Annotated in this window: 14 protein-coding genes; 1 reads left to right on the plus strand and 13 read right to left on the minus strand. The window is 71.2% G+C overall.

The window, feature by feature from the left end:
* From lnt to AX721_RS14310, 13 genes are all read right to left on the minus strand, one after another.
* Window positions 1-1,463, minus strand: a 1,463-nt coding sequence (gene lnt, locus AX721_RS14250) for an apolipoprotein N-acyltransferase (RefSeq protein WP_231754723.1), incomplete at its 3' end; no start/stop codon positions are given.
* A complete protein-coding gene (locus AX721_RS14255; RefSeq protein WP_068876655.1) occupies window positions 1,464-2,363 on the minus strand; it encodes a hemolysin family protein in 900 nt (299 codons plus the stop codon). It lies immediately after the preceding gene.
* The gene (ybeY, locus tag AX721_RS14260; protein WP_068876656.1) at window positions 2,341-2,817 is read right to left on the minus strand and encodes an rRNA maturation RNase YbeY; all 477 of its coding nucleotides are present in this window, start codon (window positions 2,815-2,817) and stop codon (window positions 2,341-2,343) included. Before ybeY ends, AX721_RS14255 begins: the two co-directional genes overlap by 23 nt.
* Window positions 2,814-3,770 (minus strand): PhoH family protein, encoded by a 957-nt coding sequence (locus AX721_RS14265; RefSeq protein WP_068876657.1) that lies wholly within the window; start codon window positions 3,768-3,770, stop codon window positions 2,814-2,816. The genes ybeY and AX721_RS14265 overlap by 4 nt, the downstream gene beginning before the upstream one ends.
* The gene (miaB, locus tag AX721_RS14270; RefSeq protein WP_068876658.1) at window positions 3,767-5,113 is read right to left on the minus strand and encodes a tRNA (N6-isopentenyl adenosine(37)-C2)-methylthiotransferase MiaB; all 1,347 of its coding nucleotides are present in this window, start codon (window positions 5,111-5,113) and stop codon (window positions 3,767-3,769) included. Before miaB ends, AX721_RS14265 begins: the two co-directional genes overlap by 4 nt.
* A 61-nt stretch (window positions 5,114-5,174) precedes the next feature.
* Window positions 5,175-5,546 (minus strand): Fur family transcriptional regulator, encoded by a 372-nt coding sequence (locus AX721_RS14275; protein ID WP_068876681.1) that lies wholly within the window; start codon window positions 5,544-5,546, stop codon window positions 5,175-5,177.
* 72 nt (window positions 5,547-5,618) lie between these two features.
* On the minus strand, window positions 5,619-6,077 hold the full coding sequence (gene rimI / locus AX721_RS14280) for a ribosomal protein S18-alanine N-acetyltransferase (protein ID WP_068876659.1): 459 nt from the start codon (window positions 6,075-6,077) through the stop codon (window positions 5,619-5,621).
* A complete protein-coding gene (gene tsaB, locus AX721_RS14285) occupies window positions 6,068-6,712 on the minus strand; it encodes a tRNA (adenosine(37)-N6)-threonylcarbamoyltransferase complex dimerization subunit type 1 TsaB (protein WP_068876682.1) in 645 nt (214 codons plus the stop codon). The genes rimI and tsaB overlap by 10 nt, the downstream gene beginning before the upstream one ends.
* Window positions 6,713-6,772: 60 nt before the next feature.
* Window positions 6,773-7,348, minus strand: coding sequence for a NifU family protein (locus tag AX721_RS14290; RefSeq protein WP_068876660.1), 576 nt, complete (start codon window positions 7,346-7,348; stop codon window positions 6,773-6,775).
* A gap of 47 nt (window positions 7,349-7,395) precedes the next feature.
* Complete coding sequence (locus AX721_RS14295; RefSeq protein WP_068876661.1) at window positions 7,396-7,872, minus strand: universal stress protein; 477 nt, start codon at window positions 7,870-7,872, stop codon at window positions 7,396-7,398.
* A 55-nt stretch (window positions 7,873-7,927) separates the two neighbouring features.
* Window positions 7,928-8,962 carry a tryptophan--tRNA ligase gene (gene trpS, locus AX721_RS14300; protein ID WP_068876662.1) on the minus strand — a complete coding sequence of 345 codons (1,035 nt, stop codon included), beginning with the start codon at window positions 8,960-8,962 and terminating at the stop codon, window positions 7,928-7,930.
* A 123-nt stretch (window positions 8,963-9,085) separates the two neighbouring features.
* Window positions 9,086-10,723 carry a murein biosynthesis integral membrane protein MurJ gene (gene murJ, locus AX721_RS14305; protein WP_068876663.1) on the minus strand — a complete coding sequence of 546 codons (1,638 nt, stop codon included), beginning with the start codon at window positions 10,721-10,723 and terminating at the stop codon, window positions 9,086-9,088.
* An 82-nt stretch (window positions 10,724-10,805) separates the two neighbouring features.
* Window positions 10,806-11,354 carry a GNAT family N-acetyltransferase gene (locus AX721_RS14310; RefSeq protein WP_068876664.1) on the minus strand — a complete coding sequence of 183 codons (549 nt, stop codon included), beginning with the start codon at window positions 11,352-11,354 and terminating at the stop codon, window positions 10,806-10,808.
* A 79-nt stretch (window positions 11,355-11,433) separates the two neighbouring features.
* On the opposite strand from AX721_RS14310, the gene mutS reads away from it, so the two are divergent.
* Entirely contained in the window at window positions 11,434-14,121 is a 2,688-nt protein-coding gene (mutS, locus tag AX721_RS14315) for a DNA mismatch repair protein MutS (protein WP_068876665.1), read from the plus strand.
* Window positions 14,122-14,141: the final 20 nt, after the last annotated feature.

Genomic DNA, 14,141 nt, shown 5'->3' on the forward strand with positions numbered 1-14,141 from the left:
TGGCTGGGAGCAGGCAAACGCACATCGATGACTCCGAACTCGCCCAGGCCCAGCATCTTGCCTGCGACGATCCGCCCCTGCGGGTCGATCAACGCGGAGACGCCGGTCGGCGTGGAGCGTACGATCGGCAAGCCCTGCTCGATGGCGCGATAGCTGGCGATGTTGAGGTGCTGCCAGGGTCCGCTGGTGCGGCCGAACCAGGCGTCGTTCGACACATTCAGGATCCAGGCCGGCCGTTCCCTGCCGGCGCCAAGGCCCGGGAACAGGGCCTCGTAGCAGATCAGCGGCTGCACCGCGGGCATGCCTTCGACCACCAAGGGGCGGGGCGTGGGGCCGGCGGTGAAGTCATCCGGCATGTGCACCAGAGCCCGGATGCCCAGCCGGCCGGCCAGATCGCCCAGCGGCATGAACTCGCCGAACGGCACCAGCCGGAACTTGTCGTAATAGCCCACCACCCGCAGCGCCGCGTCCTCACGCCGGAACGCCACCAGGGTGTTGAAGTAGCGATAGTCGCCGCGGCCGTCCGGCTCCGCGCGGTTGGCGCCCATCAGCAGGATCTGCCCCGGGCGAACCGCATCGCGCAGGCGCGGCGCATAGGGCGAGCCCGCGGCGATCAGGTCGTCGATGACCGCCGGCAAGGCGCCCTCCGGCCAGATGACCACGTCGGGACGCCGCGCGGCAGGGCGCCGGGTCAGGTCCTCGTAGGCCGAGAACACCAGGTCGAGGTTCTCGGGCTTCCACTTGTCCTTCTGGTCGATGTTGGCCTGCACCACGCGGATCACCGGCGCGTCGGCCGCGTAGGTCGGCCGCGCCGCGGCGGCCAGGCGGCCCGCGCCACCCGCGTAGAGGATCGTCAGGCCGATCCCGGCCGCCACCAGCATCGCCGCCTGCGCCGAGCGGCGGACCGAAAGCATCAGGATCGCCGGCGTGGAGGCCAGGGCCAGGGTGATCCAGGTCAGCCCATAGGCGCCCACCACGGCCGCCGCCTGGGACGGGGCGCTGCCGGCCCGCCAGGCTTCGCCCACCAGGTTCCAGGGGAAGCCGGTCAGGATGTGGCCACGCAGCCATTCGGCGGCGGCGAAGACCCCGGCGAAGACCAGCACCTTCCACGCACTGCGCGGACGCAGCGCCCGATAGGCGAGGCCAGCGAGCCCCCAGAACAAGGCCAGTCCGCCGCCCATCAGCACCACCGCAAACGGCGCCATCCAGCCGTAGATCGCCGCGTCGACAAGGAAGGGTTCGCCGATCCACCAGGTGGAGAGGCCGAAATAGCCAAGACCCGCGAGCCAGCCCATGAGGAACGCCTGCCGCAGAGGCTTCGGACCTTGGATTGTCTCCAGCCGCAGCAGGACGAGGCTGAACCCCAGCAGGCCGACCGCCACGCCGAACGGCGGATGCGCCAGGCCCGCAGCCAGCCCGCCCAGGAGCGCCGTCACCGGGGCATACCAGCGGGATCGCGCCACTCAGGCCTCGGCGGGGGCTTCGGCCACGGGCGTCCGGCGGACCCGCACGCGCTTCACGCGTCGAGGGTCGGCCGCCAGCACCTCGAGCAGGTAGCCGTCAGGATGCTCGATCCGCTCGCGCCGCTGGGGCACGCGCCCGGCCAGGGCGTTGACCAGGCCGGCGACCGTGTCGATCTCTTCGTCGAGGTCCTCCGGCGCCAGGTCCGCGCCGTCGCCGATGGCGTGTTCGAGTTCCTCCAGGGGCGCGCGACCATCGACGATCCAGCCCTCGTCGTCGGCGACGATGGGCAGGTAGGCCTGGTCGCTTTCCTCGTCGTGCTCGTCGGAGATGTCGCCGACCAGGGTTTCCAGCAGATCCTCGAGCGTGACGAGGCCGTCGACCCCGCCGAACTCGTCGATGACCAGGGCCATATGGATGCGCTTGGCCCGCATGGTGGTCAGCAGACGTTCGGCCGCCATCGACGGCGGCACGTAGAGGACCTCGCGGACCAGGTGGCGGCGGCCCGCCAGGACGTGGTCGTCGGGCTTGGGCTGGCGCGACTTGCTGGCGAGCAGCTTGAACACGTCCTTCACGTGGACGACGCCCACCGGCTCGTCCAGCGTCTCCTTGTACACCGGCATCCGGCTGTGCTCGGCGTCCACGAAGCGGGCGATCAGCTCGGCGAAGGTGCAGCCGCGCTCTATGCCGACGATGTCGGCGCGCGGCTTCATCACATCCTCGACCCGCAGGTCCTGGAACGCGCGCGCCTGGCTGACCAGCTCGCCACCGGCCTCGCTCAGGGGCTCGGGAGCCTCGTCGGCGGCCGCCTCGGCGGTGCGCCGGAAGAGATCGAACAGGCCGAGGAGCCCGCGCCTGCGCCGGCGCGGGCTCTGTCGACTAGGAGGTTCGGGGTCGTTCATGCTCTCCTTCACCGGCCGCATAGGGGTCTGGGACGCCCAGACCGGCCAGCACCGCACGCTCAAGGCCTTCCATGGCCTCGGCCTCATCATCGCCGATGTGATCGTATCCGAGAAGATGCAGAACGCCGTGAACCGTCAGGTGCTGCAAATGGTGGCTGAGCGGCTTGCCCTGCTCGGCCGCCTCGCGCGCGCAGATCCCATAGGCCAGGGCCACGTCGCCCAGGTGATCCTCGGGATTCGGCGGCGCGGGGAACGACAGGACGTTGGTCGCCGAATCCTTGCCCCGGAAACGGCCATTTAGCTCGCGCACCGATTCGTCGTCGGTCAGCAGTAGAGTCACGGCCCCCGAGACCCCCTCAGAGGCCAGTGCCGCCTCGGCCGCCTTGCGCACGCGCGCTTCCGCGTCGGGCAGGGCGGCAGTCCACGCCGGGTCTTCGACCTCGATGTCGATCAAACCGTGCGTCCACGCTTGGCCGCGTCGGCGTCGTAGGCGTTGACGATCCGCTCGACGAGGGGATGGCGCACCACGTCCTCGGACGAGAAGCGGACCACGCCGATGCCCCGGACGCCTTCCAGCAGGCCCACCGCATGGGCCAGGCCGCTGTCGCCGGGATTGGGCAGGTCGATCTGGGTCGGATCGCCCGTCACCGCCATGCGCGAGCCTTCGCCCAGGCGCGTCAGCACCATCTTCATCTGGGCGCGGCTGGCGTTCTGGGCCTCGTCGACGATGACGAAGGCGTGGCTCAGCGTACGGCCCCGCAGGAACGCGATGGGCGCCACTTCGATCTCGCCCTTCTCGCGGCGCCGCCGAAGCTGCTCGGCGCCCAGGATGTCGGTCAGCGCCTCCCAGACCGGCGCCATGTAGGGGTCGACCTTCTCGTTCATGTCGCCCGGCAGGAAGCCCAGGCGCTCACCGGCCTCCACCGCGGGCCGCGAGACGATCAGCCGGTCCACCGCTCCGCGCAGCAGCATGCCCGCGCCGTGTGCCACGGCCAGGAAGGTCTTGCCGGTGCCGGCGGGACCCAGGCCGAACACCAGCTCGCACTGGCCCAGGGCATCGAGGTACTTCGCCTGGGTTGCGGTCTTGGGCACCACCTGGCCGCGGCGACCGACCGGCAGGTTCGCCGCGCCCGGCGCGCCGGGACCCGAACGCGCCTGGCCGATGGCGACGCGGACGTCCGCCTCCTCGATCTCCAGACCCTGGTCGGCGCGCTCGGCGATACTCTGCACGGCCTTCTTGGCCTGGCCGCGAGCCTTGGCGTCGCCGGACAGCGACACGCCTCCGCCGGGCGTCTCGACCAGGACGCCGAACGCGTCCTCGATCAGGGCGGCGTGGCGGCTGTTGGCCCCCGCCACCGCGCGGACGGCGGCGTCGGACAGGGCGATGAATTCGGGCGCTCGGCTCAAGCGGTTTCCAGTTCAAGCACGCCGGCCAGGCTGTTCTGGGCGGCGCTTTCCACCTTCACCGGAACGATCTGGCCCAGCATCCGATCCGGCGCCGTCACGTGGACGGCCTGGAGGTACGGGCTCTTGCCCACCAGTTGGCCGGAATGGCGGCCGGTCTTTTCGAACAGCACCGCCAGCGTACGGCCGGCCTGGGCGCGATTGAACGCCAGGCGTTGTTCGTCCAGCAGGGCGTTGAGGCGGGCCAGCCGCTCGTCCTTGACCTCCTCGGCCACCTGACCCGGCATGGCCGCCGCCGGCGTGCCCGGGCGGCGGGAATATTTGAACGAGAAGCAGCTGGCGTAGTTCGCCTCGCGGACCAGCTGCAGCGTGGCCTCGAAGTCGGCGTCCCGCTCGCCGGGAAAACCGACGATGAAGTCGCCCGACAGGGCGATGTCGGGCCGCGCGACGCGCACCTTCTCGACCAGCCGCAGATAGCTGTCGGCGGTATGGGCGCGGTTCATGGCCTTGAGGATCTTGTCCGATCCCGCCTGCACCGGCAGGTGCAGGTAGGGCATCAGGGCCTCGACCTCGGCGTGGGCGGCGATCAGGGCGTCGTCCATGTCGCGCGGATGGCTGGTCGTGTAGCGAATGCGGTCCAGGCCCGCGATCTTCGCCAGGCGGCGGACCAGGCCGGCCAGGCCGCCTTCGGCCCCGTCGTAGGCGTTGACGTTCTGTCCCAGCAGGGTGACCTCGCGCACGCCCTGTTCGGCGAGGCTGCGCGCCTCGGCCTCGACGTCGGCCGCGGGGCGCGACCACTCGCCGCCGCGGGTGTAAGGCACCACGCAGAAGGTGCAGAACTTGTCGCAGCCCTCCTGCACCGTGAGGAACGCCGACACGCCCGTAGGCCGGCGCGTGGCGGCAAGCACGTCGAACTTCTCGTCCGGGGCGAAGTCGGCAGCCAGCCGTTCGCCGCGGGCGCGGTGGGCGCGCGCGATCAGTTCGGGAAGCTGGTGATACGCCTGCGGTCCCACGACGAGGTCCACCGCGGGCTGGCGGCGCATGATCTCCTCGCCCTCGGCCTGGGCCACGCAGCCGGCCACGGCGATGGTCATCCGCGCGCCGCCCTCGGCGAGGCGCTCGTCGCGCATCTCGCGCAGCTTACCAAGTTCGGAATAGACCTTCTCGGTGGCCTTCTCCCGGATGTGGCAGGTGTTCAGCACCACCAGGTCGGCGCCCGCCGGATCGTCGGTCATGCCGTAGCCCAGCGGGCTGAGCACGTCGGCCATCCGCTCGCTGTCGTAGACGTTCATCTGACAGCCGTAGGTCTTGATATAGAGGCGCTTCGAGGGCGCTTGCTCGGACATGGCCGGGGTTATGGGGTTGCGGACCGGGCGGCGCAAGTTTCCCGCCCAATCCCGCGGAAGCTCACTCCTCGATCGGCATCCCGTAGAGCTCGAGCCGGTGGTCCACGAGTTTGTAGCCGAGCTTCTTGGCGATCGCGATCTGCAGGGCCTCGATCTCCTCGTCCACGAACTCGACGACCTTGCCGGTCTTCATGTCGATCAGGTGGTCGTGGTGGTCTTCGCTATGCTCTTCGTAGCGCGAGCGTCCGTCGCGGAAGTCGAGGCGGTCGATGATGCCCGCCTCCTCGAAGAGGCGCACGGTCCGGTAGACCGTGGCGATGGAGATGTGCGGGTCAACGGCGTGGGCGCGGCGATGCAGCTCCTCCACATCGGGATGGTCGGTGGCCTGGGAGAGCACGCGCGCGATCACGCGACGCTGCTCCGTCATGCGCATGTTCTTCTCGAGGCAAAGTTTCTCGATGCGGTCCGACACGTGGGCCTCTCTTCGTTCACGTAGAGGATAGGTCTAGTCAGGTCCGGATGTAAGGTCGAGACGCATGACGAGGGCATCGGCGCGGCCCGCGGCCCCACGGTCGTAGTAGCCCCGCCGCAGGCCGGCGCGGTGGAAGCCGAGACGCTCGTAGAGGGCCACGGCGCCCGAATTGCCCACATCGACCTCCAGGAACACTGCCTGGGCGCCGGCCTGGCGCGCCACGCCGAGCGCGGCGGTCATCAGCGCCTGGCCCACGCCCCGGCGCCGCGCCCAGGGGGCCACGCCGACGGTGAGAATCTCGGCCTCGCCCGCCACGGTCCGGCACACCAGCACGCCGGCCGGGTCCTCCCCCCGCACGACGAACCCGAACACGCCGCTGCCGCCATCCAGCAAGGCGTCGAAATCGGCCTCGTCCCAGGGCTTGTCGAAGGCCTGGGCGTGAACGGCGGCCATGTCCGGCGCGTCGGCCGCCGTCGCGGCGGTCAGCTCCATGGGTCAATCCCGCCGGGCAGCTTGGCGTCGGGCGCGCGGAGGTAGAGCGGACGGATCGGCGCGGCGGGCCGCGCGGCGGCCAGGCGGGCCACGGCGCGGGCGTCGCAGCCTTCCGGCGTCAGGACATGCGCGCCCGGCGCCGCGTCCGCCAGCAACGGCGCGCCTGAGCCTACCAGGGTCAGGGCCCGACCCATGGCCAACTCGGTCAGCCGGGCCGCAGCTGTGCCGACCGGCAGGACGTCGGGCGCCATCAGGGCGTGGCCATCGTCGAACACCTGGAGATAGAGCTGGTCCCGGCGGGCGTCGATGACGGCGGCGACCAGGCCCTGCGCCTCGGCGGCCAGAGCCTCCAGCGACCCTATGCCCACGGCCGGGACGCCGAGCGCCGAGCCGAGGCCTTTGGCGAAGGCGACGCCCACCCGCAGGCCGGTGAAGGAGCCCGGCCCGACCGTGGCGCCGATCCGTTGCAGCCTTGAGAACGGGAGGCCGGCGGCGGCCATCACGGCCTCGGCCATCGGGGCCAGCCGCTCCTGGTGGCCGCGCGCCATCGCCGCCGACGCATGCGCCAGCACCGTCTCGCCATCGAGCACGGCCACCGAACAGGCGTTGAGGCAGGTGTCGAGCCCGAGGACGATCATGGGTGGGGCGTAGCGGATGCGCGGCCGCTCGGGAAGCGGCGGCGCTCGGCCCCGGTCCTAGAGCGCCTGTTCGACCGCCGTGACTTCCGGCACGTAGTGCTTGAGCATGTTCTCGACCCCGGCCTTCAGCGTCGCCGAGGACGACGGGCAGCCGGAACAGGCCCCGCGCATGTTCAGCCACACTACGCCGGTCTCGACGTCGAAGCGGTTGAACAGGATGTCGCCGCCGTCCTGGGCCACCGCCGGGCGGATGCGGGTGTCCAAGAGGTCCTTGATCTCGGCCACGATCTGGGCGGTCTCGCCCTCGTAGACGCCGTCGTCATGGCCGCCCGCCTCGCTGTCGCCGTCGTCGGCGAACAGCGGCCGGCCCAAGGTGAAGTGGTCCATGATCGCCGCCAGAATCGGCGCCTTCATGAGGGGCCAGTCCACCGAGGCGTGCTTGCCCACCGTGATGAAGTCGGGGCCGTAGAACACCCGGGTCACGCCGGTGACCTCGAACAGCTCGGCGGCCAGCGGCGAGGCGGCGGCCTCCTCGGGGCTGCGGAAATCCCGCGTGCCGTCTCCCAGCACGGTCTTCCCGGGCAGGAACTTCAGGACCTCGGGGTTCGGCGTGGCTTCGGTCTGGATGAACATGGCAGAAGATGTGGCGTCTGGCGCGGCGCGGCGCAATAGCGGCAAATCTACGCCAGGTCGGTGATTTCCTCGTCGGTGAGGTCGCCGGGGACGATAGTGATCGGCACCTTGCGGCTGCCGAATTTCACGCCGTCCTTGGCGATGGCGGCGACCAGCGGGCCGGGGCCGCGCCCCCCGACCGCGGCGGCCAGCACCATGACCTTGATGTCCGGGTCCTCGGATAGCACCTGCTTCAGGGCCGCCCGCGTGGAATCGGCCTCCTTGATCAGGAACTCGGGCGCGAGGCCCGTCTCCGCCTGGACGTACTCGGCCGTCTGCTGCAGCGAGGCCTCGGCCTCCTGCCGCTGCTGGCGGGCGATCTCGTCGCGCACCCCGGACCAGTGTTCGAAGACCGCGGGCTCGATCACCTTCAGCAGCGCCACATAGCCTCCGGTCGAGCGCGCGCGACGGCAGGCGAAGCGGAGCGCCGCCTGGAACTCCGCCGTCTCGTCGGCCACCACGAGGAACTTGCGCCGGTTGCTCATGGGCGGAACCTGCGCTGCGGCGAGCGACGAGGCAAGACGGCTGAGGCCGACCGCGTCAGCCCGCCCAGTACCCCACCAGTTTCTTGACCTCGGCCACCGTAGGCGCGGCGAGTTCGCGCGCCCGGGTCGCGCCGTCGGCCAGGATGCGGTCGATCTCGGCCGGATCCGCCAGCAGCCGGCGCATCTCGCCGCCGATCGGGCCCATGACCGAGACGGCCAGGTCCGCCAGCTTCGGCTTGAACGCCCCGAAGCCCTGGCCGGCGAATTCGGCCAGCACCTGGGCCTCAGTCTGGCCGGCAAGGGCGGCGTAGATGGTCACCAGGTTCTTGGCCTCGGCGCGACTTTCCAGCCCCTCCATGGTCTCGGGCAGGGGGTCCGGGTCGGTGCGCGCCTTGCGGACCTTCTGCGAGATGGCGTCGGCGTCGTCGGTCAGGTTGATGCGCGAATTGTCCGAGGGGTCGGACTTGGACATCTTGGCCGACCCGTCCCGCAGGCTCATCACCCGGGCGCCAGGCCCCTGGGTCAGTGGCTCGGGCAGCGGGAAGAAGCCCGGCGCCGAGAAGTCGTTGTTGAACTTCTGGGCGATGTCGCGGGTCAGCTCCAGGTGCTGCTTCTGGTCGTCGCCCACCGGCACCTTGGTGGCCTTGTAGGCCAGGATGTCGGCCGCCTGGAGCACGGGGTAGGTGTAGAGCCCGACGCTCTCGCGCTCCTTGTGCTTGCCGGCCTTGTCCTTGAACTGGGTCATGCGGTCGAGCCAGCCGAGGCGGGCGACGCAGTTGAACACCCAGGCCAGCTCGGCGTGCTCAGGCACGGCCGACTGGGCGAAAATGGTGGCGACCTGCGGGTCCAGACCCGTGGCGAGATAGGCCGCGGCGATCTCGCGGACCTGCTGCTTCAGCTTCGCCGGCTCCTGCCACACGGTGATGGCGTGCATGTCGGCCACGAAGATGAGGGTGGGGATCTCGTGCTGAAGGCGCGCGAACTTCACCAGCGCGCCCAGGTAGTTGCCCAGGTGCAGGTTGCCGGACGGCTGGACGCCGGAGAGCACGCGTTCGGGACCCGCGTAAGGGGCCGGAGCTTGGTCGGTCATGATGGTGGCTTCTCTAGGAAACGGACAGGCGGGCGCAAGCCCGGTTTTCACGGGTGGGCGGTCAGCGCCATCGCCAGGTGAGACGTTCGAAAGCCATGCGCAGCCGATAGCGCCGCCGCACGGTCAGGGCAAGTCGGCCGATGGGGCCGCGACGTCGCCCTTGCGCCGGCGGAAGGCCGCGCGGGCTTCGCCGGGCGTCACGCCGCCGAACGCGAACAGCAGGACCGGATAGAGGGCCGCGCCGGCCAGACAGACCAGCAGCACCGAGATCTCCTTGGTCCCATGCGGGAGCAGTGAGGCCAGCGGCGCCTCCAGCACCGGGCGGAAATGCGAGGCCAGCGCCACCGCAACGCCCATGCCAAGGCTGGCGAGGCTCACCCGCACGATCTTGCCCACGGCCCGCTTCGACGGCGTCCAGATCGACTTGGCCCGCAGGTAGGCCAGCATCTGGAAGACGGTGATCCACGACGCGGCGGCGGTGGCGAAGGCGATCCCCTGGAACCCCATCGTGAAGAACAGCGCCACGCCCAGGGCGACGTTCACCGCCACCGAGATCAGCGAGTAGATCATCGGGTTGCGGGTGTCGCCGCGCGCGAAGAACGCCGGCTGGAGGATCTTGATGAGCACGAAGGCCGGGACGCCCCAGCCGTAGTGGAACAGCAGCTTCGCCGAATCCAGGGCGTCCTGGCTGGTGAAGGCGCCCCGGGTGAAGAAGCCGTCGGTGAGGTAGTAGGGCATGCCCATAAGGGCCGCGGCGGCCGGGAGGCTGAGCGCCAGGCCGAACACCACCGCCTGGTCCATGGCGCCCTGGGCGTCGTCCTTGTCCTCGACCTGAAGCGCGGTGGAGAGGCGCGGCAGCAGCGCCACGCCGATAGCGACGCCCACCAGGCTGAGCGGCAGCTGGTAGAACCGCTCGGCCACGTTCAGCCAGACCCGCATGCCCGCCACCTGGCTGGCCAGCATCGCCGAGATGAATAGGTTGATCTGGGTGGCGCTGGAGGCGATCACGCCGGGGACCATCCGGCGGAGCATCGTCTTCACCTGCCCCGTCAGCCGCAGGTGGCGCGGATGGATGCGGGCGCCCGAACGGTGCGCCCCCCACCAGCAGAGCGCCGCCTGGCTGACCCCGGCGACCAGGACGCCCCACGAGGCCGCGTAGGCGGCGGTCGTCGGGTCCTTCTGCGGCAGGACCGCGGCCAGCATCACCACGTTCAGGAGCGTGGGATAGAAGCCGTAGATGATGAAGCGTCCGCGCGCTTGCAGCGTGCCGGCGAACAGGGCCGCGATCACCATGCAGGGCAGGTACGGCATGGTGATCTGGGTCAGGATCACGGCCAGCTTGAACTTCGCCGGGTCCTCCAGGAAGCCATAGCTGTAGATCGTCATGATCCACGGCATGGCGAGCTGGCAGGCGATGGTGATGGCGATGGTGACCGCCGCCATTGTGGCCAGTGCGTCGGCGGCGAAGCGGTCGGCCGCCTCCTTGCCGTCAGAGACCAGCCGCTTGGCGTAGTCGGGCACGAAAGCCGCGGCGAAGGCGCCCTCGGCGAACATCCGCCGGAACAGGTTCGGGAACGCCAGGGCGGTGTAGTAGGCGTCGGCGGCGATCGTCTGGCTGGCGCCCAGCCGCGCCGTGATCGCCAGGTCCCGCGCCAGACCCAGGAACCGGCTCACCAGCGTCAGGCCAGAGAAGATCGCCGACGAGCGGAGGAGGCCGCCCTTCTTGGCGGGAGGCTGGGCGTCGGCGGGGGTCTCGGTCACGGAGGCCTAGGTCGGCTGCGTCGGGAAGCGCGTCAACCTAGCCGCTCGGCGGGACGCAGGCGTGTGGAATCTCGATGCAGCCTCAGCCCGCGAGACGGCGGATGTCGGGCCAGAGGTAGGCCACCTCGTGCAGCATCGCGCCGCCCGGCCCCGCCTCCAGGCGCGCGGGCTCAGGCTGGCCGCCGAGGTGCTCGTAGAACCCGCGCGCGGCGACGTTGTCCCGCAGGACCGAAACCATCAGCGACAGCGCGCCCCGCGCCGCCAGCCCTCGGGCGGTTTCCGTCAGCAGCCGCGCCCCGAGCCCGCGGCCCTGGGCGGCGCGCAGGAGATAGAGGGTCGCCACCTCGGCCTCGCCCGCCCGCTTGCGGCGCGAAGGCCCCGCCTGGGCATAGCCGACGATGCCGGCCCGATCCGCGGCGGCCAGGGTCACGTCGTCCGGACCGGGATGCAGCAGCGATCGGGCGAAGCGGCGCGCGTGGCTGGGCTCCGACATCCGGGCCAGATAGGCGTCGGGCAGCAGCCCGCGATAGGTCTCGCGCCAGGCGGCCACATGGACGCGGGCCAGCGCCTCGGCGTCCGCGGGGCCGGCCGGAAACAGGACGAACTGCGTATCGACGCTGCCGTGGGCCATCTATCCACAGCTTGGCGCTCGCACGGCGCTGTTCAAGGGGGTGCGGGACGCGGGGCATCCCGTTAACGTCCGCCCTTCCATGAACGCCCAGGTCGCCACCGCCACCCCCGATCCCGCCGCCGGCGCCACGCCGGTGATGGCGCAGTACTTCGAGGCCAAGGCGCGCCAGCCCGACGCGCTGGTGTTCTTCCGCATGGGCGACTTCTACGAACTCTTCTTCGAGGACGCCCAGAAGGCGGCGGCGGTGCTGGGCATCACCCTGACCGCCCGCGGCAACCACGGCGGCAATCCGATCCCCATGGCGGGCGTCCCCGCCCACGCCATGGAAGCCTATCTGGCCAAGCTGGTCCGCGCCGGGTTCAAGGTGGCGCTCTGCGACCAGATGGAGGACCCGGCCGAGGCCAAGCGGCGGGGCGGCTCCAAGGCGGTCGTCCGGCGCGACGTGACCCGGGTCGTCACCCCCGGCACCCTCACCGAGGACGGGCTGCTGGACGCGCGCGGCGCGAACCGCCTGGCCGCCGTGGCGGTGCGCGCGGGTTCGGCGGCGGTGGCCAGCGTTGAGCTCTCCACCGGCGAGGTCGAATGCCTGGCGGTGACGGTGGCCGGCCTGGCCTCGGCCCTGGCGGCGCTGGGGCCCTCCGAGGTGTTGGTCCCCGACCGGCTCTTCGCCGACGAGACGGTGTCGACGGCGCTGAAGCAGGGCGGCGGCTTCGTCCAGCCCATGCCCAACGCCCTGGCCGAACCGGGCGCGTCCGAGACACGGCTGAAGCGGCTCTATGGCGTGGAGACCCTGGATGGTTTCGGCCAGCTTTCCGGCGCGGAGGTGTCGGCCCTGGGCCTGATCGCCGCGCACCTGGAAACCACCCAGGCCGGCCGGATGCCCGCCCTCTCCGCCCCTCGCCGGGCGGGCGAGGCGGACGTCATGGTCATCGACCCGGCCACGCGCGCCAGCCTGGAGATCGAGAAGTCCACGTCCGGCGCCCGCGACGGCTCGCTGCTGTCGGCCATCGACCGAACCGTGACGGCGCCCGGGGCGCGGTTGCTGGCCGCCCGTCTGGCGCGCCCCCTGCTGGATCCTGCCGCTATCGACGCACGGCTGGACGCCGTGGCCTGGTTCTGCGCCCACCGCGGCCAGCGCCAGAAACTCCGCGAGACTCTGAAGGGCCTGCCCGACATGGCCCGGGCGCTCAGCCGGCTGGCCCTGGGCCGGGGCGGGCCGCGGGACCTGGGCGCCCTGCGCGACGGGCTGAACGCCGGCGGCGCGGTTTGCCAGCTGTTCAGCGACACCAAGGACCCATTGCTGACCCTGCCGGCCGAGACGGCCCAGGCGCTGGGGGCGCTGCACCTGGCCAACACGCCGGACCTCGCCGCCTTCCGCGACCTGCTGGTCCAGGGGCTGGGCGGCGACCTGCCGGCCCTGACCCGGGACGGTGGCTTCGTGGCCGACGGCGTGCGGCCGGAACTGGACCAGGCCCGGGCGCTGCGAGACGACAGCCGCCGCGTGATCCTGGCGTTGGAAGCTAGGCTCGCCGCCGAGAGCGGCGTGGCGCTGAAGGTCCGGCACAACGCCGTCCTCGGCTATTTCGTGGAGACCACCGCCAAGGCGGCCGAGCCGCTGATGCAGCCGCCGTTGAACGCCACCTTCATCCACCGGCAGACCCTGGCCAACCAGGTGCGCTTCACCACCGTTGAGCTCGCCGAGCTGGACGCCAAGATCGCCCAGGCGGCCGAGCGGGCGCTGGCCATCGAGCTCGACACCTTCGAGGCCTGGCGCGCCGCGGCCACGGGGGTCGCCGCCGCCATCCAGGCCGCCGCCCGGGCCGCGGCTGTCCTCGATGTCGCGGCCGCCCTGGCCGAGTGGGCCGACGACGTCGGCGCGACCCGCCCGATCGTCGACCGATCCACCGCCTTCGAGGCCGAGGCCGCCCGCCACCCGGTGGTCGAAAACGCCGTCCGCCGCGCGGGCGAGGCCTTCACCCCCAACGACTGCCGCCTGGACGGTTCGGGCGTCGGCGGCGCACGCCTGTCGCTGGTGACCGGGCCGAACATGGCCGGCAAATCCACCTTCCTGCGCCAGAACGCCCTGCTGGCGGTGCTGGCGCAGGCGGGCTGCTTCGTGCCCGCCAAGCGTCTGCGCATCGGCGTCGTCGACCGCCTGTTCAGCCGCGTGGGGGCGGGCGACGACCTGGCCCGCGGCCGCTCGACCTTCATGATGGAGATGGTGGAGACCGCGGCGATCCTCAGCCAGGCGACGCCGCGAAGCCTGGTGATCCTGGACGAGATCGGCCGCGGCACGGCCACCTACGACGGCCTGGCCATCGCCTGGGCCTGCGCCGAGGCCCTGCACGAGACCAACCGCTGCCGGGCGCTGTTCGCCACGCACTACCACGAGCTGGCGGTCCTGGAGGGCCGGCTGCCCTATGTGTCCAACCTGAGCCTCAAGGCCAAGGAGTGGAACGGCGACCTGATCTTCCTGCACGAGGCGGGCCCCGGCCCCGCCGACCGGTCCTACGGCGTTCAGGTGGCCAAGCTGGCCGGCGTGCCCGCGCCGGTGGTGAGCCGCGCCCGCCAGGTTCTGGAGCGCCTGGAACGCGAGGCCGCCGGCCCCGCGAACCTCGACGACCTCCCCCTTTTCGCCGCCGTCGCCGAGCCGGAGGCCAAGTTTGGCCCCAGCAAGGTGGAGGAAGCCCTGCAGGTCCTCGACATCGACGGCATGAGCCCCCGGGAGGCCATGGACGCGCTGTACCGGCTCAAGGGCCTTCTCTGACCCCATTCTTGTCCAGGTCG

The sequence above is a fragment of the Phenylobacterium sp. CCH9-H3 genome, assembly GCF_001557235.1.
In the GTDB taxonomy this organism is placed as follows: domain Bacteria; phylum Pseudomonadota; class Alphaproteobacteria; order Caulobacterales; family Caulobacteraceae; genus Phenylobacterium.